This window comes from Mongoliimonas terrestris (assembly GCF_001927285.1).
Classification (GTDB): Bacteria; Pseudomonadota; Alphaproteobacteria; order Rhizobiales; family Pleomorphomonadaceae; genus Chthonobacter; species Chthonobacter terrestris.
The window spans coordinates 36,338-53,718 of record NZ_MSIG01000002.1 but is presented as its reverse complement, the minus strand read 5'-3'; the positions used below and the strand labels follow the sequence as shown (position 1 = coordinate 53,718).

The 17,381-nt window shown below is 70.7% G+C and carries 14 protein-coding genes; 8 read left to right on the top strand and 6 right to left on the bottom strand.

Annotated elements, in window-relative coordinates; translation table 11 throughout:
* Positions 1 to 3: 3 nt before the first annotated feature.
* The 6 genes from BUQ68_RS02745 to nanR form a co-directional block, all read right to left on the bottom strand.
* Positions 4 to 1,626, bottom strand: coding sequence for an ABC-F family ATP-binding cassette domain-containing protein (locus tag BUQ68_RS02745; RefSeq protein WP_075214419.1), 1,623 nt, complete (start codon positions 1,624 to 1,626; stop codon positions 4 to 6).
* Between the two features lie 107 nt (positions 1,627 to 1,733).
* Positions 1,734 to 3,026 (bottom strand): NAD(P)/FAD-dependent oxidoreductase, encoded by a 1,293-nt coding sequence (locus tag BUQ68_RS02740; RefSeq protein WP_075214418.1) that lies wholly within the window; start codon positions 3,024 to 3,026, stop codon positions 1,734 to 1,736.
* 107 nt (positions 3,027 to 3,133) lie between these two features.
* Complete coding sequence (locus BUQ68_RS02735) at positions 3,134 to 3,988, bottom strand: sugar phosphate isomerase/epimerase family protein (RefSeq protein WP_245293145.1); 855 nt, start codon at positions 3,986 to 3,988, stop codon at positions 3,134 to 3,136.
* Between the two features lie 41 nt (positions 3,989 to 4,029).
* Positions 4,030 to 4,866: a phosphogluconate dehydrogenase C-terminal domain-containing protein gene (locus tag BUQ68_RS02730; protein WP_075214417.1), complete on the bottom strand. Its 837-nt coding sequence runs from the start codon at positions 4,864 to 4,866 to the stop codon at positions 4,030 to 4,032.
* Between the two features lie 56 nt (positions 4,867 to 4,922).
* Entirely contained in the window at positions 4,923 to 6,254 is a 1,332-nt protein-coding gene (locus BUQ68_RS02725) for a RuBisCO large subunit C-terminal-like domain-containing protein (RefSeq protein WP_075214416.1), read from the bottom strand.
* A gap of 118 nt (positions 6,255 to 6,372) precedes the next feature.
* On the bottom strand, positions 6,373 to 7,098 hold the full coding sequence (gene nanR, locus BUQ68_RS02720; protein ID WP_139315129.1) for a transcriptional regulator NanR: 726 nt from the start codon (positions 7,096 to 7,098) through the stop codon (positions 6,373 to 6,375).
* Between the two features lie 247 nt (positions 7,099 to 7,345).
* Between nanR and BUQ68_RS02715 the strand changes: the two genes are divergently transcribed.
* The 8 genes from BUQ68_RS02715 (at position 7,346) to BUQ68_RS02680 (ending at position 17,327) form a co-directional block, all read left to right on the top strand.
* On the top strand, positions 7,346 to 8,353 hold the full coding sequence (locus BUQ68_RS02715) for a sugar ABC transporter substrate-binding protein (RefSeq protein ID WP_083656182.1): 1,008 nt from the start codon (positions 7,346 to 7,348) through the stop codon (positions 8,351 to 8,353).
* Between the two features lie 139 nt (positions 8,354 to 8,492).
* Positions 8,493 to 9,530 carry an ABC transporter permease gene (locus tag BUQ68_RS02710; protein ID WP_075214414.1) on the top strand — a complete coding sequence of 346 codons (1,038 nt, stop codon included), beginning with the start codon at positions 8,493 to 8,495 and terminating at the stop codon, positions 9,528 to 9,530.
* 11 nt (positions 9,531 to 9,541) lie between these two features.
* Entirely contained in the window at positions 9,542 to 11,119 is a 1,578-nt protein-coding gene (locus BUQ68_RS02705) for a sugar ABC transporter ATP-binding protein (RefSeq protein ID WP_075214413.1), read from the top strand.
* Complete coding sequence (locus BUQ68_RS02700) at positions 11,119 to 12,099, top strand: ABC transporter permease (RefSeq protein WP_075214412.1); 981 nt, start codon at positions 11,119 to 11,121, stop codon at positions 12,097 to 12,099. The genes BUQ68_RS02705 and BUQ68_RS02700 overlap by 1 nt, the downstream gene beginning before the upstream one ends.
* A gap of 56 nt (positions 12,100 to 12,155) precedes the next feature.
* Complete coding sequence (locus tag BUQ68_RS02695) at positions 12,156 to 12,983, top strand: phosphogluconate dehydrogenase C-terminal domain-containing protein (RefSeq protein WP_075214411.1); 828 nt, start codon at positions 12,156 to 12,158, stop codon at positions 12,981 to 12,983.
* Between the two features lie 17 nt (positions 12,984 to 13,000).
* Positions 13,001 to 14,035 (top strand): Gfo/Idh/MocA family protein, encoded by a 1,035-nt coding sequence (locus BUQ68_RS02690; protein WP_075214410.1) that lies wholly within the window; start codon positions 13,001 to 13,003, stop codon positions 14,033 to 14,035.
* Positions 14,032 to 15,987 (top strand): D-apionate lactonase, encoded by a 1,956-nt coding sequence (gene apnL / locus BUQ68_RS02685; protein ID WP_075214409.1) that lies wholly within the window; start codon positions 14,032 to 14,034, stop codon positions 15,985 to 15,987. Before BUQ68_RS02690 ends, apnL begins: the two co-directional genes overlap by 4 nt.
* Complete coding sequence (locus BUQ68_RS02680; RefSeq protein ID WP_075214408.1) at positions 15,984 to 17,327, top strand: four-carbon acid sugar kinase family protein; 1,344 nt, start codon at positions 15,984 to 15,986, stop codon at positions 17,325 to 17,327. The genes apnL and BUQ68_RS02680 overlap by 4 nt, the downstream gene beginning before the upstream one ends.
* Positions 17,328 to 17,381: the final 54 nt, after the last annotated feature.

The window sequence follows — 17,381 nt, the reverse complement described above, 5'->3', positions numbered from 1 at the left end:
GGCTCACGCCCTCAACCCCGGCGCCTCCTGGCCGGTCCGGGCCACGTATTCCAGGTAGCCGCCGCCGTACTGGTGGATGCCGTCGGGCGTCAGTTCCAGCACGCGGTTGGAGAGGGCGGCGAGGAAGTGGCGGTCGTGGCTGACGAAGAGCATGGTGCCCTCGTAGGCGGCGAGCGCCGCCACGAGCATTTCCTTGGTGGCCATGTCCAGGTGGTTGGTGGGCTCGTCCAGCACCAGGAAGTTCGGCGGGTCGTAGAGGAGCTTGGCCATGACGAGCCGCGCCTTCTCGCCGCCGGAGAGCACCCGGCACTTCTTCTCCGCGTCGTCGCCGGAAAAGCCGAAGCAGCCGGCGAGGGTGCGGAGCGACCCCTGGCCGGCGGTCGGGAAGGCGTCTTCCAGGGACTGGAAGACGGTGCGGTCGCCGTCCAGCACCTCCATGGCGTGCTGGGCGAAATAGCCCATCTTCACGCTGCCGCCGACCGCCACCGTGCCTTCGTCCGGCTCCGTCGTGCCGGCGACGAGCTTCAGGAGGGTGGACTTGCCGGCGCCGTTGACGCCCATCACGGCCCAGCGTTCGCGCCGGCGCACCATGAAGTCCAGCCCCTCGTAGATGGTGCGGCTGCCGTAGCGCTTGTGCACGCGCTTCAGCGCCACCACGTCCTCGCCGGAGCGGGGCGCGGGCGGGAAATCGAAGCTCACCGCCTGACGGCGGCGCGGCGGCTCCACCCGCTCGATCTTGTCGAGCTTCTTCACCCGGCTCTGCACCTGGGCGGCGTGGGAGGCGCGCGCCTTGAAGCGCTCGATGAACTTGATCTCCTTGGCCAGCATGGCCTGCTGGCGCTCGAACTGGGCCTGCTGCTGCTTTTCGGCGAGCGCGCGCTGCTGCTCGTAGAACTCGTAGTTGCCCGAATAGGTAGTGAGCGACCCGGCGTCGATCTCCACGATCTTGTCCACGATGCGGTTCATGAAGGCCCGGTCGTGGGAGGTCAGCATCAGGGCGCCGTCGAAGCCTTTCAGGAAGCCTTCCAGCCAGATCAGGCTCTCGATGTCCAGGTGGTTGCTCGGTTCGTCGAGCAGCATCACGTCCGGGCGCATCAGGAGGATGCGGCCGAGGGCGACGCGCATCTTCCAGCCGCCGGAGAGGCCGCCCACGTCGCCGTCCATCATCTCCTCGGAAAAGCCGAGGCCGGCCAGCACCTCGCGGGCGCGGCCCTCCAGCGAATAGCCGTCGAGCTCCTCGTAGCGCGCCTGCACCTCGCCGTAGCGCTCGATCACGGCGTCCATCTCGTCGGCCCGGTCCGGGTCCACCATGGCGGCTTCCAGCGCGCGCATCTCGGCCGCGATGGCGCTGACGGGGCCGGCCCCCTCCATCACCTCGGCGACGGCGCTGCGGCCGGCCATCTCGCCCACGTCCTGGCTGAAGTAGCCGACGGTGGTGCCCCGGTCGACCGACACCTGCCCCTCGTCCGGCTGCTCCTCGCCGGTGATCATGCGGAAGAGCGTGGTCTTGCCGGCCCCGTTCGGGCCGACCAGCCCCACCTTCTCGCCGCGTTGGAGCGTCGCCGAGGCCTCGATGAAGAGGATGCGGTGGCTGTTCGACTTGGAGATGCTTTCCAGGCGGATCATGGCGGCTCGACGATGCGGAACGGGAGAGGGCGGCGTTCGGCGCCCTTATGCCACGCTTTTCGCGCCGCACAAGCCGTGGATGGTCTCCCGGCTGCCCCCATGTGGCCTCACACCCCCAGCCGCTCCCGCGCGCCGTCCAGCAGGAGCCGCGCCTTCACGGCGAGCGGCCAGGCCCTGTGGAGGGCAATGGGCGCGATAGGGGTGACCGGCAGGTCGATCGTCTCCGGCCCTCCGCCCGCCGCGCGGCGGGCGAGCATGCGGCCCATGGCGGTCGCCATGGCGACGCCGCGGCCGTTGTAGCCGAGGCCGGCGATGAGGCCCGACGACGGCTCGTGCACATGGGGCAGATGATCGCGGGTGACGGCCACCTGCCCGTTCCACTGGTGCGTCCAGGTCGCGTCGCCGAGCGCCGGGAAGAGCCGCACGGCATGCGCCCGCAGCCCGCGATAGTCGCGCGGGTCGGCGGTCTCCTTCAGAACGCTCCGCCCGCCCATCAGGAAACGCCCGGCGCCGTCCACCCGGTAGTAGGCGTAGGCGGCCGACAGTTCGTAGAGCACCGCGCCGCCCGGCAGGATCGCCGCCGCCACGTCCGCCGGCAGGGGCGCCGTGGCGGTGATGGAGGAGTGGACCGGGATCACGCTCCGCCGCAGCCCCGGCCAGAGGTCGTCGCTGTAGCCGTTGGTGGCGAGGATCACGCGGCCGGCCTCGACCGTGCCGCCGGGCGTTGCCAGCGTCCAGCCGTCGCCGCGCCGGGCAAGGCCGGTCGCCGGCGTGCCGGTGAACACCCGCGCGCCGGCCCCGATGGCCGCCGTGGCGAGGCCGCGCGCGTAGGCGAGCGGATCCACCTGCCCGCCGCGCCGGTCGTGGGCGCCGAGCGGGTAGGCGGTCGTCCCGGTCAGCGCCGCCATGGCGTCGGCGTCGGCGAGCGCCACGTCGGCGCCGCGCGCGGCCCACTGGCGCTGGTAGCCCCGCACGTCCGCCTCGGAGCGCCGCGACACCGCCGCCCGCACCGTGCCGCCGCGCCGGGCGCCGCAGGCGATGCCGTGCCGGGCGACGAGGTCGAACACGAGGTCCGGCGCGCCATCCCCGAGCCGCACCATGCGTTGTCCGAGGTCCGGCCCGAACCGCGCCTCCAGCGCGTCCGGATCCCACTTGAGGCCCGGGTTCACCTGCCCGCCGTTCCGCCCGGAGGCGCCCCAGCCGATGGTGCTTGCCTCCACCACCACCGCGTCGACACCGGCCTCGGCCAGATGCAGCGCGGCCGAAAGCCCCGTAAAGCCGCCACCCACGATGGCGACCGCCGCCGTCGTCCGGCCGGCCAGCGGCGCGGTCGGCGGGGCAGGGGGCGCGGTGTCCGCATAGAGGGAGGCGACGGCGGGGCGGGGGACGCTGGTCCTCATCAAGGGCGGGCGATCCGGACAGGAGGGCAGGCGGGCGCGGGCAAGAGATGAGCCGCAGCCCGTTCGTCCACCGAGAATGAGCGGCCCGCGTCGGAAGGTCCAGGCCGTCAGCCGTCCGCCGCGTCGTTCCAGGCCGCCACCCGCGCCAGCGAGAGCGCCAGCGCGGCCCGGATGGCATCGATCGGCAGGGCGCGCGCGCGGCGCACCGGGTCGGCCCGACCGGGCCGGTCCAGGCGAAGCGGGAGTTCCAGGGCGAAGGGCACGTGGGACGGCAGCGTCTGGAGCAGCGGCCAGAGGCGGCCGTAGCCGACGTCGCCGTCGCCAAGGGCGGTGAAGACGTAGTCTGGGCCGGCCGTCGCCACATCCTTCAGGTGGACGTGGGCGATCGCCGGCAGCGCCGCCGTCACGTCCGCCGCGAGATCCAGACGGCCGCCCGCGTAGGTCACCGCATTGCCGACGTCGAGATTCATTCGCACCAGGGGATCGCCGATCTCGGCGACGAGAGCTGCGCCGTCGCGGCCACAGCCGATCAGCGCGCCGCTGCCATGGCCGGGGTTCTCGAGGGCCAGCACCACGCCGGCCGCCTGGAGCGCCGGCAAGGCGTCCGCGATGGTGGCAAGCACCGCACCCTGCCGGTCGGTCCGGCCGCCGTTGGTGATCAGCACCCGCGCGCCGAGCCGCGACGCGAAGCGGATCCGCCGGGCGAGGAGGGCCCCGGCGTCCGGTTCGCCGAGGTCGATGTGCGCCGAAACGCCTGCCACCGCGAGGCCCGCGTCGCACACGCGCCGGGCAAGGGTATCGGCGGCCGGGTCGGCGAAGGCGGTTTCGTCGAAGTCCACGTAGCCGTGGATGAAGGCAGGCTCCACGTGGGTGGCGCCGGCGCGGGCGATCTCGTCGATCGCCAGCGCCATCGGATGCCCGTCGAAGAGGGCCGTGGACACCGGGAAGGGTCGGCTCGTCATCGCAGCCCGCCTCGCCGCCGCTCCGGCGCGCGTGGCGCCGGTCAGCTCCGCACGATGAGTTCGGAGGCTTCCCGCACCTTGGCGGGCGTGAGGGCGTCGCGCCAGTCCTCCTTCACCACCACGCCCTTGGCGAAGCGCATGAGCCGGAGCGCGGCGTCGGAGGGCACCTTCGGCGAGAAGCCGAACCACATGGCGATCTCCACGTTCAGGTGGCCGATCAGGAAGTCCATGGCGGCTTCGCGCGGGATGTCGTACTTGCGCGCGCACTCCTCCACGGCCTCCACCATGGTGTCGACGAACGGCATGGCGACCATTTCGCTGAGCCCCGGCTCCAGGATGGCGAGCTGCTCCACGCTCACCCGGTGGGCCCGGATGATCGGCGACCACATGGCCCGGCAGACCTCCTCGCCCAGCGCATAGTGCGCCTCCGGCCCCTGCATCAGGGCGCAGACGATCGACTGCTTGGCGATGCCGCCGTGGTAGTCGTGCCGCGCGTCCCACTCGGTTTCGTCATTGAAGAGCGGAGGATGGCAGGGGTGGCCGACAAAATAGGTGAGGTCGGGTCGGTCCTTCGGCAGGTCGTCCGCATAGGGCGCGGCGGCGTCGAGGATCAGCAGCATGGTGCCGGCGGCGAGCATGGGCGAAAGCTCCCGCGACACCTTGCCGATGATGTTGTCCGGCAAGGCGAGCACCACGACCGCGGCACCCGGAACCCCCTCCTCGGCCGACACGGCCCGGATCCCGGCGGTCTCCAGGCGGGCGCGGCCGGCCTCGCCGATCTCCACCGCCCGCACGTCGTAGCCGGCGTCCACCAGCTTCCTGGTCACCCGGAAGCCCATCTTGCCGCCGGACCCGAGAACGGCGATCGAGAGTGTCATGACTGGTTTCCTCCCACTGGATCGGTGTCGCCGGCGTCTGTCGCGCCGTGCGACGGTCAACTGAAGGCGTCGAGCGCGGCGGCAAGATCCGGATGAGTCGCCGCATAGGTGCGCGCCGGAATGCCCGCCTTGGCGGCGTCCCAGGCCTCCACCAGGCTGCGGACACCCGCGGCCGGGCCGCCCGGATGGGCCATGATGCCGCCGCCGCAGCAGAAGATGAGGTCGTTGGAGCCGAGCCGGCGATAGGTCTCCTCCGCCTGCACGGCCGTCTGCGCCGACGAGAACACCGGCATCACGATGTCGGGCCGGCCCGGCGGCGGGATGAGCGGCGTCAGGCAGGCGCGCGCGGAGGCGATCACGCTGTCGTCCGGCTCGCAGAACTTGTTGCCGAGGCCGTTCACGTGCAGGTGGTCCACCCCGGCAAGGCGCCAGAAGGTCTGGAACGCCGGGTAGCTCATGCCGAGCGCCGGCGACCGGTCGTAGAGCCCCCAGCCGGCCCGGTGGCCGTGGATGGCGACGCCGGTCGTCTGCCGCCGCACGGCGGTCACGCCGGCAAGGCCGACCGCGTTCAGCACCAGCATCACGCACGTGCCGCCGCGCCGCTCCACGGTCTCCAATTGGCGCAGCATGCCGTCGAGGTCGCCGGAGATGTTCACCGCGTACATGGCCTTGCGGCCGGTCCGGTCCGCATGGCGATCGATCACGCGCATCACCTTCTCGAACCGCTCCGCGAAGGGCGAATGGGGCGGATCGGCCATCAGCTCGTCGTCCTTGACGAAATCGAGCCCGGCGGCGAGCAGCTGGTCCACCAGCGCCGCCGTCTCGTCCGGGCTGAGCCCGACGCTCGGCTTGACGATGGTGCCGAGCACCGGCCGCCCGTCCGCTCCGCCCGGCACGCCGGTGAGGGCGCGCGTGCCCGTCACCCCGTGCCGTGGCCCCGGATAGGCGTGCGAGAAGGCAGGCGGGAGCGCGAGGTCGAGAAGCTTCAGGCCGGAGAAATGGTGAAGTTCGAACAGGTTGCCGAGCACGGTCGCCCACACGGCGGACAGGTTCGTGCCGGTGTTCTCCAGGTTCCAGGACACCCGAACCTCGCCGACGCGCGGCAAGTCGCCCGCCTCGACGCCGACCGGACCCGGTCCTGGCGCGGCGGCCGGATGCCTTGCCTTCGGTCCGCGCGCATGGGGGAGGGACGGGGCCGCCACGGTACCGAGGTCCTCGATGGACTCCACCCGGGCGCCGTACCGCGCCTGGAGGTCGGGCGTCTCGCCCGCAATGGGGCGGAAGGTCCCGCTCGACTGCTCTCCCGCCAGCGCGGCCGCGGCTTCGGCGAGGGGGTAGCGCGTTTCGATCCGGTACGTGGCGACAATACGATCCGACAAGGCACTCATCCGTCCGCGCTCGAAGACCTTCGCTGTCTAGCACGACAAACACGTGATGTCATCAGACCAGTTGAGACCCTGCGGTGGAGAAGCGTCTCCATATCGCTGTTGCGGTCCGACGGCCGGCTCAGGTGTCCCGGTCCTTGCCGAAGTCGACGCCGAGTTGGCTGTAGAGCGCGCTCGCGCGGGTGAGATGGTCGGTCATGATCTGCGCGGCGGCATCCGCGTCGCCGCCGGCGATCGCCTTGTAGAGCTTTTCGTGCTCGTCGACGGTCACCCGTTCGGCGCCGCGCACGGAGACCATGTCCCGCTTGAAGCGCGACAGCCACTCCAGCATGCCCTTGGCGACGGCCGCGATCAGCGGGTTGCCGGCCATGTCGGCGATGATGCCGTGGAAGGCCATGTCGGCGGCGACGAAGCGCTGGTGATCGCCGCGGGCGTCCTGCAGCGTGCGGAGGGCGGCGGCCAGGCGGTCAAGGTCGTGGGCGGTGGCGTTGCGGGTGGCCTGGCGCACCAGTCCGGTCTCCAGCAGCACCCGGGCTTCCTTCAGGTCCTCCAGGCCGCGCGAATTCGTCGCCAGCATCATGATCATGGCACTGGAGATCTGGTCGATGATGGCCTCCGGCGTGGGGTTGATCACCCGCGCCCGCTCTCCGTGGGAGATCTTGATCAGCCCCATCTGCTGCAACGACAGCATGGCTTCCCGGATCGCCGGCCGGCCGACGCCGATCAGCATCATCAGTTCGCGCTCGGACGGAAGCTTGGAGCCCGGCGGAAACTCCTTGGTCGAGATGGCGAGGATCAGCCGATCCAAAACGTCCTGATAGAGCTTGCGCTTGCGGATCGGTTCCAAAGTCCTGTCTCCCCTCGTCCTGGCGGCACCAGCCCTACTCATAATTGGCAGTGAGGGAGCGCACAATGACCGCGGTCAGTTGATCGCACCACCATAAGTCCGCGCTGCTCTCTTGACCATACATATGTGATGACCTAACGTCCGTCTTGCGCTCGTGAGCGCCGGAAGAGAGTGCCCGCTCCGGGAGGGACGCAGGCGCCGGGGGCCGACCAAACGGCTCCGCTCCGTTCCCAGGGAGGAATCACCAATGGCTTTGACGAGACGCGAATTCACCGTGGCCTCGCTGATGGGCGTCGCCGCCATGAGCGGGTTGACCGTCGCCGTGAAGGCGCAGGGCACCAAGACGATCGCCGTCCTGTTCGACGGGCTCTACTCGGAGTTCTGGGTTGCCGGCATCCAGATCATCCGCGACGACCTGGAGAAGCGCGGCTTCCAGATCATGGAAGCCATCTCCGACCAGGACGATAACAAGCAGTTCGAGCAGGTGCGGGCCGCCATCGCCAAAAAGGTGGACGGCATCATCATCGTGCAGACGGACAGCAATGCCGTCATTCCGGCCATCAAGGCCGCCAACGCCGCCAATATCCCGATGGTCCACTTCAACCGTCCGCCGGCCCCGTCGGATGCCTTCTCGGTGGCCATCCAGGCCGACAACCAGAAGATCGCGCGCGAGGCCGTACTGCATTCGTGCAAGGTGGCCAAGGAAAGCGGCCGCAAGCACCAGGCCGCCATCCTGATCGGCGACCTCGGCGACCCGAACGCGATCCAGCGCCGCGACGGCTTCGAGGAGGCGGTCGGCCAGTTTCCGGACGCCGTCGAGGTGGTCGCCCGGGTGCCGACCGAGTGGAACGCCGACACCGCCTTCGCGGGCCTGACCAACGCCCTGCAGGCGAACCCGGACATCTCCTTCGTGTTCACCTCGTCGGACTTCCTGATCCCGCAGATCACCCAGGCCCTCAAGGCCGCCGACAAGTGGGCGCCGATCGGGGCGGAAAACCATGTGATCTTCACCGGCTTCGACGGCTTTCCCGCCGCCTACGGCCTGATGAACGACAAGCTCATGGACGCCTGCGGCGTGCAGAACCTCTTCTACGAGACCGAACTCGCCATCCAGGCCATCCTCGATCTCCAGGCCGGCAAGACCGTCGAGAAGCTGCTGCTCGATCCGGGCTTCGCCATCACCCAGGACAACCTGGAGGAGAAGAAGGAGGAGATGTGGGGCTACGTTCTCTGGAAGAAGGAGAACGCCGGCTGACCGGATCTCCCTGACCCGGGCTCGGCCCGCCTTCGTTCCGAGGGCAGGGCCGGCCCGGCGGCCCCCGCGCGCCTGAACCGTGCGGGGCGCCACCGGCCCTTCAGGCCGGTGCCTTCGGTTGATCGGACGGAGATCCAGGATGACGGCAGTCCCGCCCGTGGACGTGGAGCGCGCCCGCGCCCGGCCGACCGGACACCTGCGCCTCGCGCGGCTCGTCCTGTCGGAATACTTCACCCTCGTCTTGTGCGCGCTCTATCTTGCGGCCGTCTATCCGTTCGTGCCGGAGATGCTGACCGCCGAGGTGGCGGCCAACGTGCTCTCCGACATGATGCCGCTGCTGGTGGTGGCGATCGGCCAGACCTTCGTGCTGGTGATCGCCGGCATCGACCTCTCTGTCACGGCAATCATCTCCATGGCGGCCGTCGTCGGCGCGTCGGTGATGACCGGCACCGGCGGCTATCTGGCCGGCTCGCCCCTCGCGGTGCCGGGCGCGATCCTCGCCATGCTGCTGGTCGGCCTCGCCATCGGGGCGATCAACGGCCTGTCGGTGACGCGGCTCAACATGCCGTCCTTCATCGTCACGCTGGCGACGCGCATGTTCTTCGCCGGCGCGGCGATCTGGTACACCACCTTCCACTCCGCCTCGTCGTCCATCGCGGACCTGCCCGCCGGCTTCACGGCAATCGCCGAGGGCGACGTCCTCGGCGTCCCGGTCACGGTCCTGATCGCCGTCGCCGTCGCGGTGGCCGCGCACCTCACCTTGTCGCGCAGCCGGCTCGGGCGGCACATCTACGCGGTCGGCGCCAATCCGAAGGCCGCCCGCATCTCCGGCGTGCCGGTCGCCCGCACCATCCTGATCACCTTCATGATCTCCGGCGCCTGCGCGGCCATCACGTCCGTCATGTACGTCAGCCGCATGCAGACCGGCTCGCCCATCGTCGGGGAGAACATCCTCCTCGACGTGATCGGCGCCGTGGTCATCGGCGGCACCAGCCTCTTCGGCGGCAAGGGCAAGGTGCTCTGGACGGTGTTCGGCGTCCTCTTTCTGGTCCTGCTCGACACCTCGATGAAGCTCCTCGGCGCATCGCTCTTCGCCATCTTCATCATCAAGGGCGGGGTGATCCTCCTCGCCGCCATGATCGACACCCTGCGCCACCGCCTGATGGCGACCCGCTGAGGAGACCGGCCGTGACGGATTCCCATCCCGCAAGGACGCCGCCGCTCCTGGAGGTCGCCGGCCTCACCAAAAGCTTCTTCGGCGTGCGCGTGCTCCACGGCATCGGCTACAGCCTTCGCGCCGGGGAGGCGCTCGGGCTGGTCGGCGAGAACGGCTCCGGCAAGTCGACCACGATGAACATCCTCGGCGGCGTCCACCAGCCGGACGGTGGCGCCATGCTGCTGGACAGCGCGCCTTACGCGCCCGCCGGGCCGGGCGAAGCCATCCGGGCGGGCATCGCCTTCATCCACCAGGAGCTCAATCTCTTTCCCAACCTCACCATCGAGGAAAACCTCTTCATCGACGGCTTCCCCCGCCGTTCGCGCCTGATCCCGCTGATCGACCGGGCGGCGATCCGCCGGCGCACCGAGGACCTGCTCGCCCAGGTGAACCTCGACCTGAAGCCCGGCACCCCCGTTGCCCGTCTCTCCCAGGGCGAGCGGCAACTGGTGGAGATCGCCAAGGCCCTCGGCCGCAGCCCCAAGGTCATCATCTTCGACGAGCCCACCACCTCCCTGACCCGCCGTGAGGTGGACCGGCTGTTCGCCATCATCGCGCGGCTGAAGGCGCGCGGCATCGGCATCATCTACATCAGCCACGCCCTGGAAGACGTGATGACGGTCTGCGACCACGTGACGGTGCTGCGCGACGGCGCGCTCGCCGGCGGCGGGCGGCGGCAGGACCTGTCGGTCCCGGCCATCATCGCCATGATGGTGGGCCGGTCGATCGACACCGTGTTTCCGCCGCGCACCGTCCGGCCCCGCGCCGAGGAGGCCCTCGTGGTGGAGGACCTCAGTCAACCGGGCGTCGCGGAGGCGATCAGCTTTTCGATCCGGGCGGGCGAGGTGCTGGGCCTTGCCGGCCTGATGGGGTCCGGCCGGTCCGAACTCGCCCGCATGATCTTCGGCCTAGACCGCTTCGCCCGCGGCCGCATCTCGGTGGCGGGCCGGCCGCTGGAGAACCCGACGCCGATCACCGCCATGGAGGCCGGCATCGCCTTTCTCACCGAGGACCGCCGGTCGGAGGGCCTCCTCATGGGCTTTTCCGTCGCCGAGAACATGGTGCTGACGTCGCTGCCCGCCGTCGCCGGCGCCCTTGGGCTCGTCGACGGCCGCAAGGTGGTGGACACCGCCGTCAGCATGGCCCGCACGGTGCACCTGTCGACCGAGAAGGTCTCCGACACGCTGGTCAAGCACCTCTCGGGCGGCAACCAGCAGAAGGTGGTGATCGGCAAGTGGCTGCTCCGCCAGCCCGCCGTCTTCATCCTGGACGAGCCGACCCGCGGCATCGACGTGGGGGCCAAGCAGGAGGTCTACCGGATCATCAACCAGCTGGTGGAGCGCGGCAGCGCAGTCCTCCTCATCTCCTCGGAGATCGAGGAGCTGATCGGCCTTTCCGACCGCATCCTCACCCTCTGCCGGGGCGAACTCACCGGCGGGTTCGAACGGTCTCCGGGCCCTGGCCCCGGCTTCGACCGCGAGGCCATCATGACGGCGGCGACCGGCGTCGCCGTCGCCCGCACCCGGACCGGCACAAGGGACGTGGCGTGATGAAGATCGGCAGCCGACTGCTCCTCCTCCTGCTCCAGAACGCCCCCTACGTGCTGTTCGTGGTGCTCCTCGTCGCCTTCGGGCTGATGTCCGACCGCTTCCTGGCCGTCGCCAACTTCCGCAACATCATCATCCAGGCCGCCCCGATCGCGATCCTCGCCATCGGCATGACCTTCGTGCTCCTGATCGCCCACATCGACCTGTCCGTCGGCGCCAGCATGTACCTGACGGCGAGCGTGCTCGCCCTCTACTTCACCGGCGTGCCCTGGCCGGTGGGCCTTGCGGCGGTCGCGGTCGGCGGCGCCATGATCGGCCTCGTCAACGGCCTCGTGGTGACGCGCCTGGGGGTCGCGTCCTTCATCGTCACCCTCGCCATGCTGTTCATCCTGCGCGGCATCGCCATGTGGCTGTCGAACACCCGCATGCTGATGTTCCCGGACGCCATCACGGACCTCAACCGGACCGCCCTGCTGGGTATCCCGTCGGCGATCCTCGCCTTCCTGGTGGTGTTCGCGCTCGCCTGGGTGGTGCTCCACCAGACGCCGTTCGGCCGTCAGGTCTACGCGGTCGGGGAGGATCCAGAGGCCGCCCGCAAGGCCGGCCTGCCGGTGGAGCGCATCACGCTCGCCTGCTTCGTCATCGCCGGGCTCTGCGCCGGCATCGGCGGCTTCGTCACCATCAGCCAGATCGGCGCGGTCGGCCCCAAGTACGGCGACCAGGTGGAGTTCGCCGCCATCGCGGCGTCCGTGCTCGGCGGCGTGTCCCTCTTCGGCGGGCGCGGCAGCGTCGCCGGCACCGTGTTCGGCGCCATCCTGATCAAGACGGTGCAGAACGGCCTCAACATCATCAATGCGGATCCGTACATCTATCCGCTCGTCACCGCCGCCATCATCTTCCTCGCCGTCGCCATCGACGGGCTGCGCACGCGCATCCTGGAGCGGCTGGAACAGCGCACCATCCGGCCTCTCTCGGAGGCCTGACGCGGCGCCCCGAGCGGCGCCGCACCACACGAGAACACCAGGAAGGTCGACACGACATGACCACGATCGCGCTCATCGGCGCCGGCGGAAAGATGGGGTTCCGGCTGGCCGGCAAGCTGAAGGACAGTCACTTCGACGTCCGCTATGTGGAGATCAGCGACGCCGGCCGGGCCCGGCTGGCGGACGCCTACGGACTTGCCTGCACCGACGGCCCCGCCGCCGTCATCGGCGCCGACGTGGTGATCCTCGCCGTGCCGGACACCGCCATCCGGGCCGTCTCCACGCGCCTGGAGCCGTCGATGCGCGCCGGCACCATGGTGGTGGTGCTCGACGCGGCGGCTCCCTTCGCCGGCCATCTGCCGGCGCGGAGCGACCTCACCTATTTCGTCACCCACCCGTGCCATCCGCCGATCTTCAACGACGAGACCGAGATGGCCGCCAAGCGCGACTTTTTCGGCGGCGTCGCCGCCCGCCAGCACATCGTCAGCGCCCTGATGCAGGGTCCGGAGGAGGCCTACGCCCTCGGCGAGGAGATCGCCCAGATCATCTGGGCGCCGGTCATGCGCTCGCACCGGATCACGGTGGAGCAGATGGCGCTCCTGGAGCCCGGCCTTTCCGAAACCGTCTGCGCCAGCCTGCTCGTCGTCATGCGCGAGGCCATGGACGAAGTGGTCGCCCGCGGCGTTCCGCGCGAGGCTGCCCGCGATTTCCTCCTCGGCCACATGAACGTGCTCGGCGCGGTCATCTTCGGCGAGGTGGACGGCGTCTTCTCCGATGCCTGCAACAAGGCGATCGAGTTCGGCAAGCCGGTGCTGATGCGCGACGACTGGCGACGGGTGTTCGAGCCCGACGAGATCGCCGCGTCGATCCGGCGGATCACCTGAGCGGGGAGGGCGGTTCCATGGCCCGGCTCAAGGGTGCCCTGATCGGCTGCGGCTTCTTCGCCGTCAACCAGCTCCATGCCTGGCGGATGATCGACGCGGTCGAGATCGTGGCGATTTGCGACCGGGATCCGGCCCGACTCGCCGCCGTCGGCGACAGCTTCGGCATCGCCCGCCGCTACGCCGATGCCGCCGCGCTCCTGTCCGCCGAGCGGCTCGACTTCGTGGACGTCGCCACCACCGTCGCAAGCCACCGGGCGCTGGTGGAGATGGCGGCGGCCGCGCGCATTCCGGTGATCTGCCAGAAGCCCATCGCGCCGACCTACGCGGATGCGCGCGCCATGGTGGAAGCCTGCGAGGCCGCCGGCGTGCCGCTGATGATCCACGAGAACTTCCGCTGGCAGTCGCCCATCCGGGCGGTACGCGCGGCGATCGACGCGGGGCGGATCGGCACGCCCTTCTTCGGCCGGGTCTCGTTCCGGTCCGCCTACGACGTCTTCGCCGGCCAGCCCTATCTCGCCGAGGGGGAGCGCTTCATCATCGAGGACCTCGGCATCCACATCCTCGACATCGCCCGCTACCTGTTCGGCGACGCCACAAGCGTCACCGCCCGCACTCGGCGGATCAACCCGCGCATCCGCGGCGAAGACGTGGCCACCATGCTCCTCGACCACGCAAGCGGCGTCACCAGCGTGGTCGACTGCAGCTATGCCTCGCGCCTGGAGGAGGAACTCTTTCCCCAGACGCTGGTGGAGGTGGACGGCAGCGCCGGCACCATCCGCCTGGAACGCGACTACCGCCTCGTCGTCACCACCGCGGACGGCAGCACGGTGACCGACGCGGCCCCGCCGGTGCTGCCGTTCGCCGCCAAGCCCTGGCACGTCATCCAGGAGAGCGTCTACCGGATCGAGGCGCACTGGGCGGACTGCCTGGCGAGCGGCCGGGAGCCGGACACCTCCGGACGCGACAACCTGAAGACCTTCGCCCTGGTGGAGGCCGCCTATCTCGGCGCCCGCACCGGCCGCCCGGTCGCCCTTTCGGAGGTGACGGCGTGACCCAAGCCGACCTCCTCCGCCTTCGCACCGGAACCGCCGAGCCGGAACCGCTGCTCCGCGTGCTTGCCGCCGGTCCGCTCTCGGCGGAATTCTCGGCCGGCAACCTGCGGGCCATCCGCTACGACGGCCACGAGGTGCTGCGCGCCATCGCCTATCTGGTCCGCGACGAGGACTGGGGCACCTACCAGCCGAGCCTCGACGATCTCGCCGTGGAGGAGGGAGCCGACCGCTTCGACGTGCGCTACCGGGCGGTCTGCACCGGCCGGTCCGGCGCCGTCCTCACGGTCGCCGTCCGCATCGAGGGCACCGCCGACGGCACGCTGGTGTTCGACGCGGTCGCCACCACCGACCGGCCGTTCGCCACCAACCGCTGCGGCTTCAACATCCTCCACCCGATCGTCGGGGTGGCCGGCACGCCGGTCACCGTCGAGCACGTGGACGGCTCGGTCGAGCACGCGGTCTTTCCCGACCTGATCGATCCGGCCCAACCTTTCCTGTCCATGCGGGCCATCACCCACCGGGTGACCGAGGGCCTCTCCGCCACCACGCGGATGGAGGGCGACACCTTCGAGATGGAGGACCAGCGCAACTGGACCGACGCCTCCTACAAGACCTACGTCCGTCCGCTGGCGCTGCCGTGGCCCTACACCGTCGAGCCCAACGCCCCGAACCGCCAGACCATCACCCTCACCGTCCGGCGCGACACGGCTCGCTCGGCGGCCAACGCCGTTCGGCCCGCGCCGGGGGACACCAAGACGGCGGCCGTGTCGATCTCGCTCGGCGCGGTCGACGGCACGGTGCCGGCCATCGGCCTCGTGCTGACGCCGGAGGAGGCCGCCGCCACGCGCGCCCACGCGGACCTCCTGCAGGCGATCGCGCCCCAGCACCTGCTCCTTCACTTCGATCCGTCCGCCGGTCATGACCGCGCCGCCGCCGCCGCCCTGAAGCGCGCGGTCGGCGACAGTGGGGCGATGCTCACGCTGGAATGCGTCGTGCCCTGCCTGGGCGACCTCGACGCCGAACTCGGTGCCGTCGCCGCCTGGGTGCGCGAAGCCGGTCTCGCGCTCTCCGCCGTCGTGGTTTCGCCGGCGGTCGACCTGAAGAGCACGCCGCCCGGCAGCCGCTGGCCCGACTGCCCGCCGCTCGCGGACGTCTACGCTGCCGCCCGCCGAGCCTTTCCGGGACTTCGCCTCGGCGGCGGCATGATCAGCACCTTCACCGAGCTCAACCGCAAGCGCCCGCCGGTCGACCGGCTCGACTTCGTCACCCACACGACGGTCGCCATCGTCCACGCGGCCGACGACCGCAGCGTGATGGAGACGCTGGAGGCACTGCCCTTCGTCACCCGCTCCACGCGCGCCTTCATCGGCAGTGCGCCTTATCGGATCGGCCCGTCCACCATCGGCATGCGCCAAAACCCCTACGGCTCCCGGACGGCCGACAATCCGGTGCGCCGCCGCCTGACCATGGCGAAGGCGGATCCGCGCCAGGACGGCCTTTTCGCTGCCGCCTGGGCCATCGGCTATGCCGCCGCCACCGCCGACGCGGGCCTGGAGGGGCTGACCCTCTCCGCCCTCACCGGGCCGTTCGGCCTTGTCGTCGAGGCTGGCGCAACGCCTACGCCGTCCGTCCGCCCGGTCTACCACGCGGTCCGTGCGCTGGCGGCGTTCGGTGGCGCGCCGCGCCTGAAGGTCGTGTCGGCCGCGCCGGGCCGGGTCGCCGCCGTGGGGGCCGAGACGGCGGAGGGGAGGGCGGTCGTCCTCGCCAACCTCACGCCGGAGCCCGCCGTGGTCGCCCTCGATCCCGCCCTCGGCCTCGTGGCGGTGATCGACGAGACCACCGTCGAGATTTGGCGAACCGGCGCCCTGCCGGCCCCCCACCCACACGACGGCACCGTCGCGATCGGCCCGTACGGCCTCGGTCTCGCCGGTCCGGGGATGCTTCGCCCATGACCGGCCGCCCGCGTCTGGCCTTCTACGGCGACGACCTCACCGGCTCTACGGACGTGATGGAGGCGCTCGCCACCAGGGGGCTGCCGACCGTCCTCTTCACCCGCCTGCCGACCGCCGAGGAAGCCGCCCGCTTCGGCGATCGGCCGGCGGTCGGCGTCGCCGGCACCAGCCGCAGCGAGTCCCCCGCCTGGATGGACGCCCACCTGCCGGACGTCTTCCGATGGATGCGCGACACGGGCGCGGAGATCTGCCACTACAAGATCTGCTCCACGTTCGACAGCAGCCCCACGATCGGCAGCATCGGCCGGGCGATCGACATCGGCGCGGCGGTGTTCGACCAGCCTATGGTGCCGGTGGTGGTCGGCGCGCCGCAGCTGAAGCGCTACACCGCCTTCGGCACCCTGTTCGCCGGCTTCCGGGGCGAGACTTTCCGGATCGACCGGCACCCGGTGATGCGCCGTCACCCGGTCACCCCCATGGACGAGGCGGACCTCCGGTTGCACCTTGCCGGCCAGACCGAGCGGTCCGTCGGCCTCGTCGACCCGACGCGGCTGCAGCCGGCCGCCGCGGACGCGCCCGTCGACGCCATCGCGGCGACCGCCGGAATCGTGCTCTTCGACGTGCTCGATGCCGTCACCCAGGCGCGGGTCGGCCATCACCTCTGGCGCCTGCGCGACCGGGCGCGCCTGGTGGTCGGCTCCTCCGGGGTGGAGTACGCCCTCAACCACGTCTGGAGCGACGACCCGGACGCCCTGGTGGTGCCGGCGACGGACACGCGGCCGGCGGCGCGGATGGCGGTGGTGTCGGGCAGTTGTTCGCCCACGACCGAGCGCCAGATCCGCCACGCCCTCGCCCACGGCTTCGAAGGCCTGCCGCTGGACCATGCCCTTCTGGCCGGTCCGGATGCCGGCGCCGTCGTGGAGGCGGCGATCCGGGCGGGCGAAGCCATCCTGGCGCGCGGCCGCAGCGTCGTCGCCTACACGGCCCTCGGGGCGCCGGACCACGCGCGCGACAGCGGATCGGCGGATCCGTCGGCCGGACACGCGGTCGGCCGCGCGCTCGGCCGCATCCTGGCGGCCCTCGTCCGCCGCGCCGGCCTCGGCCGCGCCATGGTGGCCGGGGGTGACACCTCCAGCCACGCGCTCCAGGAACTCGGCCTCTACGCTCTGGAACTCGCCGTCCCGCTGCCCCAGTCCCCCGGCTCGCCGCTCTGCCGCGCCCACAGCGACGATGCCGCCGTCGACGGGCTGGAGATCGCCTTCAAGGGCGGGCAGGTGGGCGACGACGACTATTTCTCGGCGATCCTCGCCGCTGCCAACACCGCCGAAACCGGGCGGTGAGTTCATACCAGTTGTCGGCGGGAAGGATGCAGAATATGGCCGAAACATTGTTTT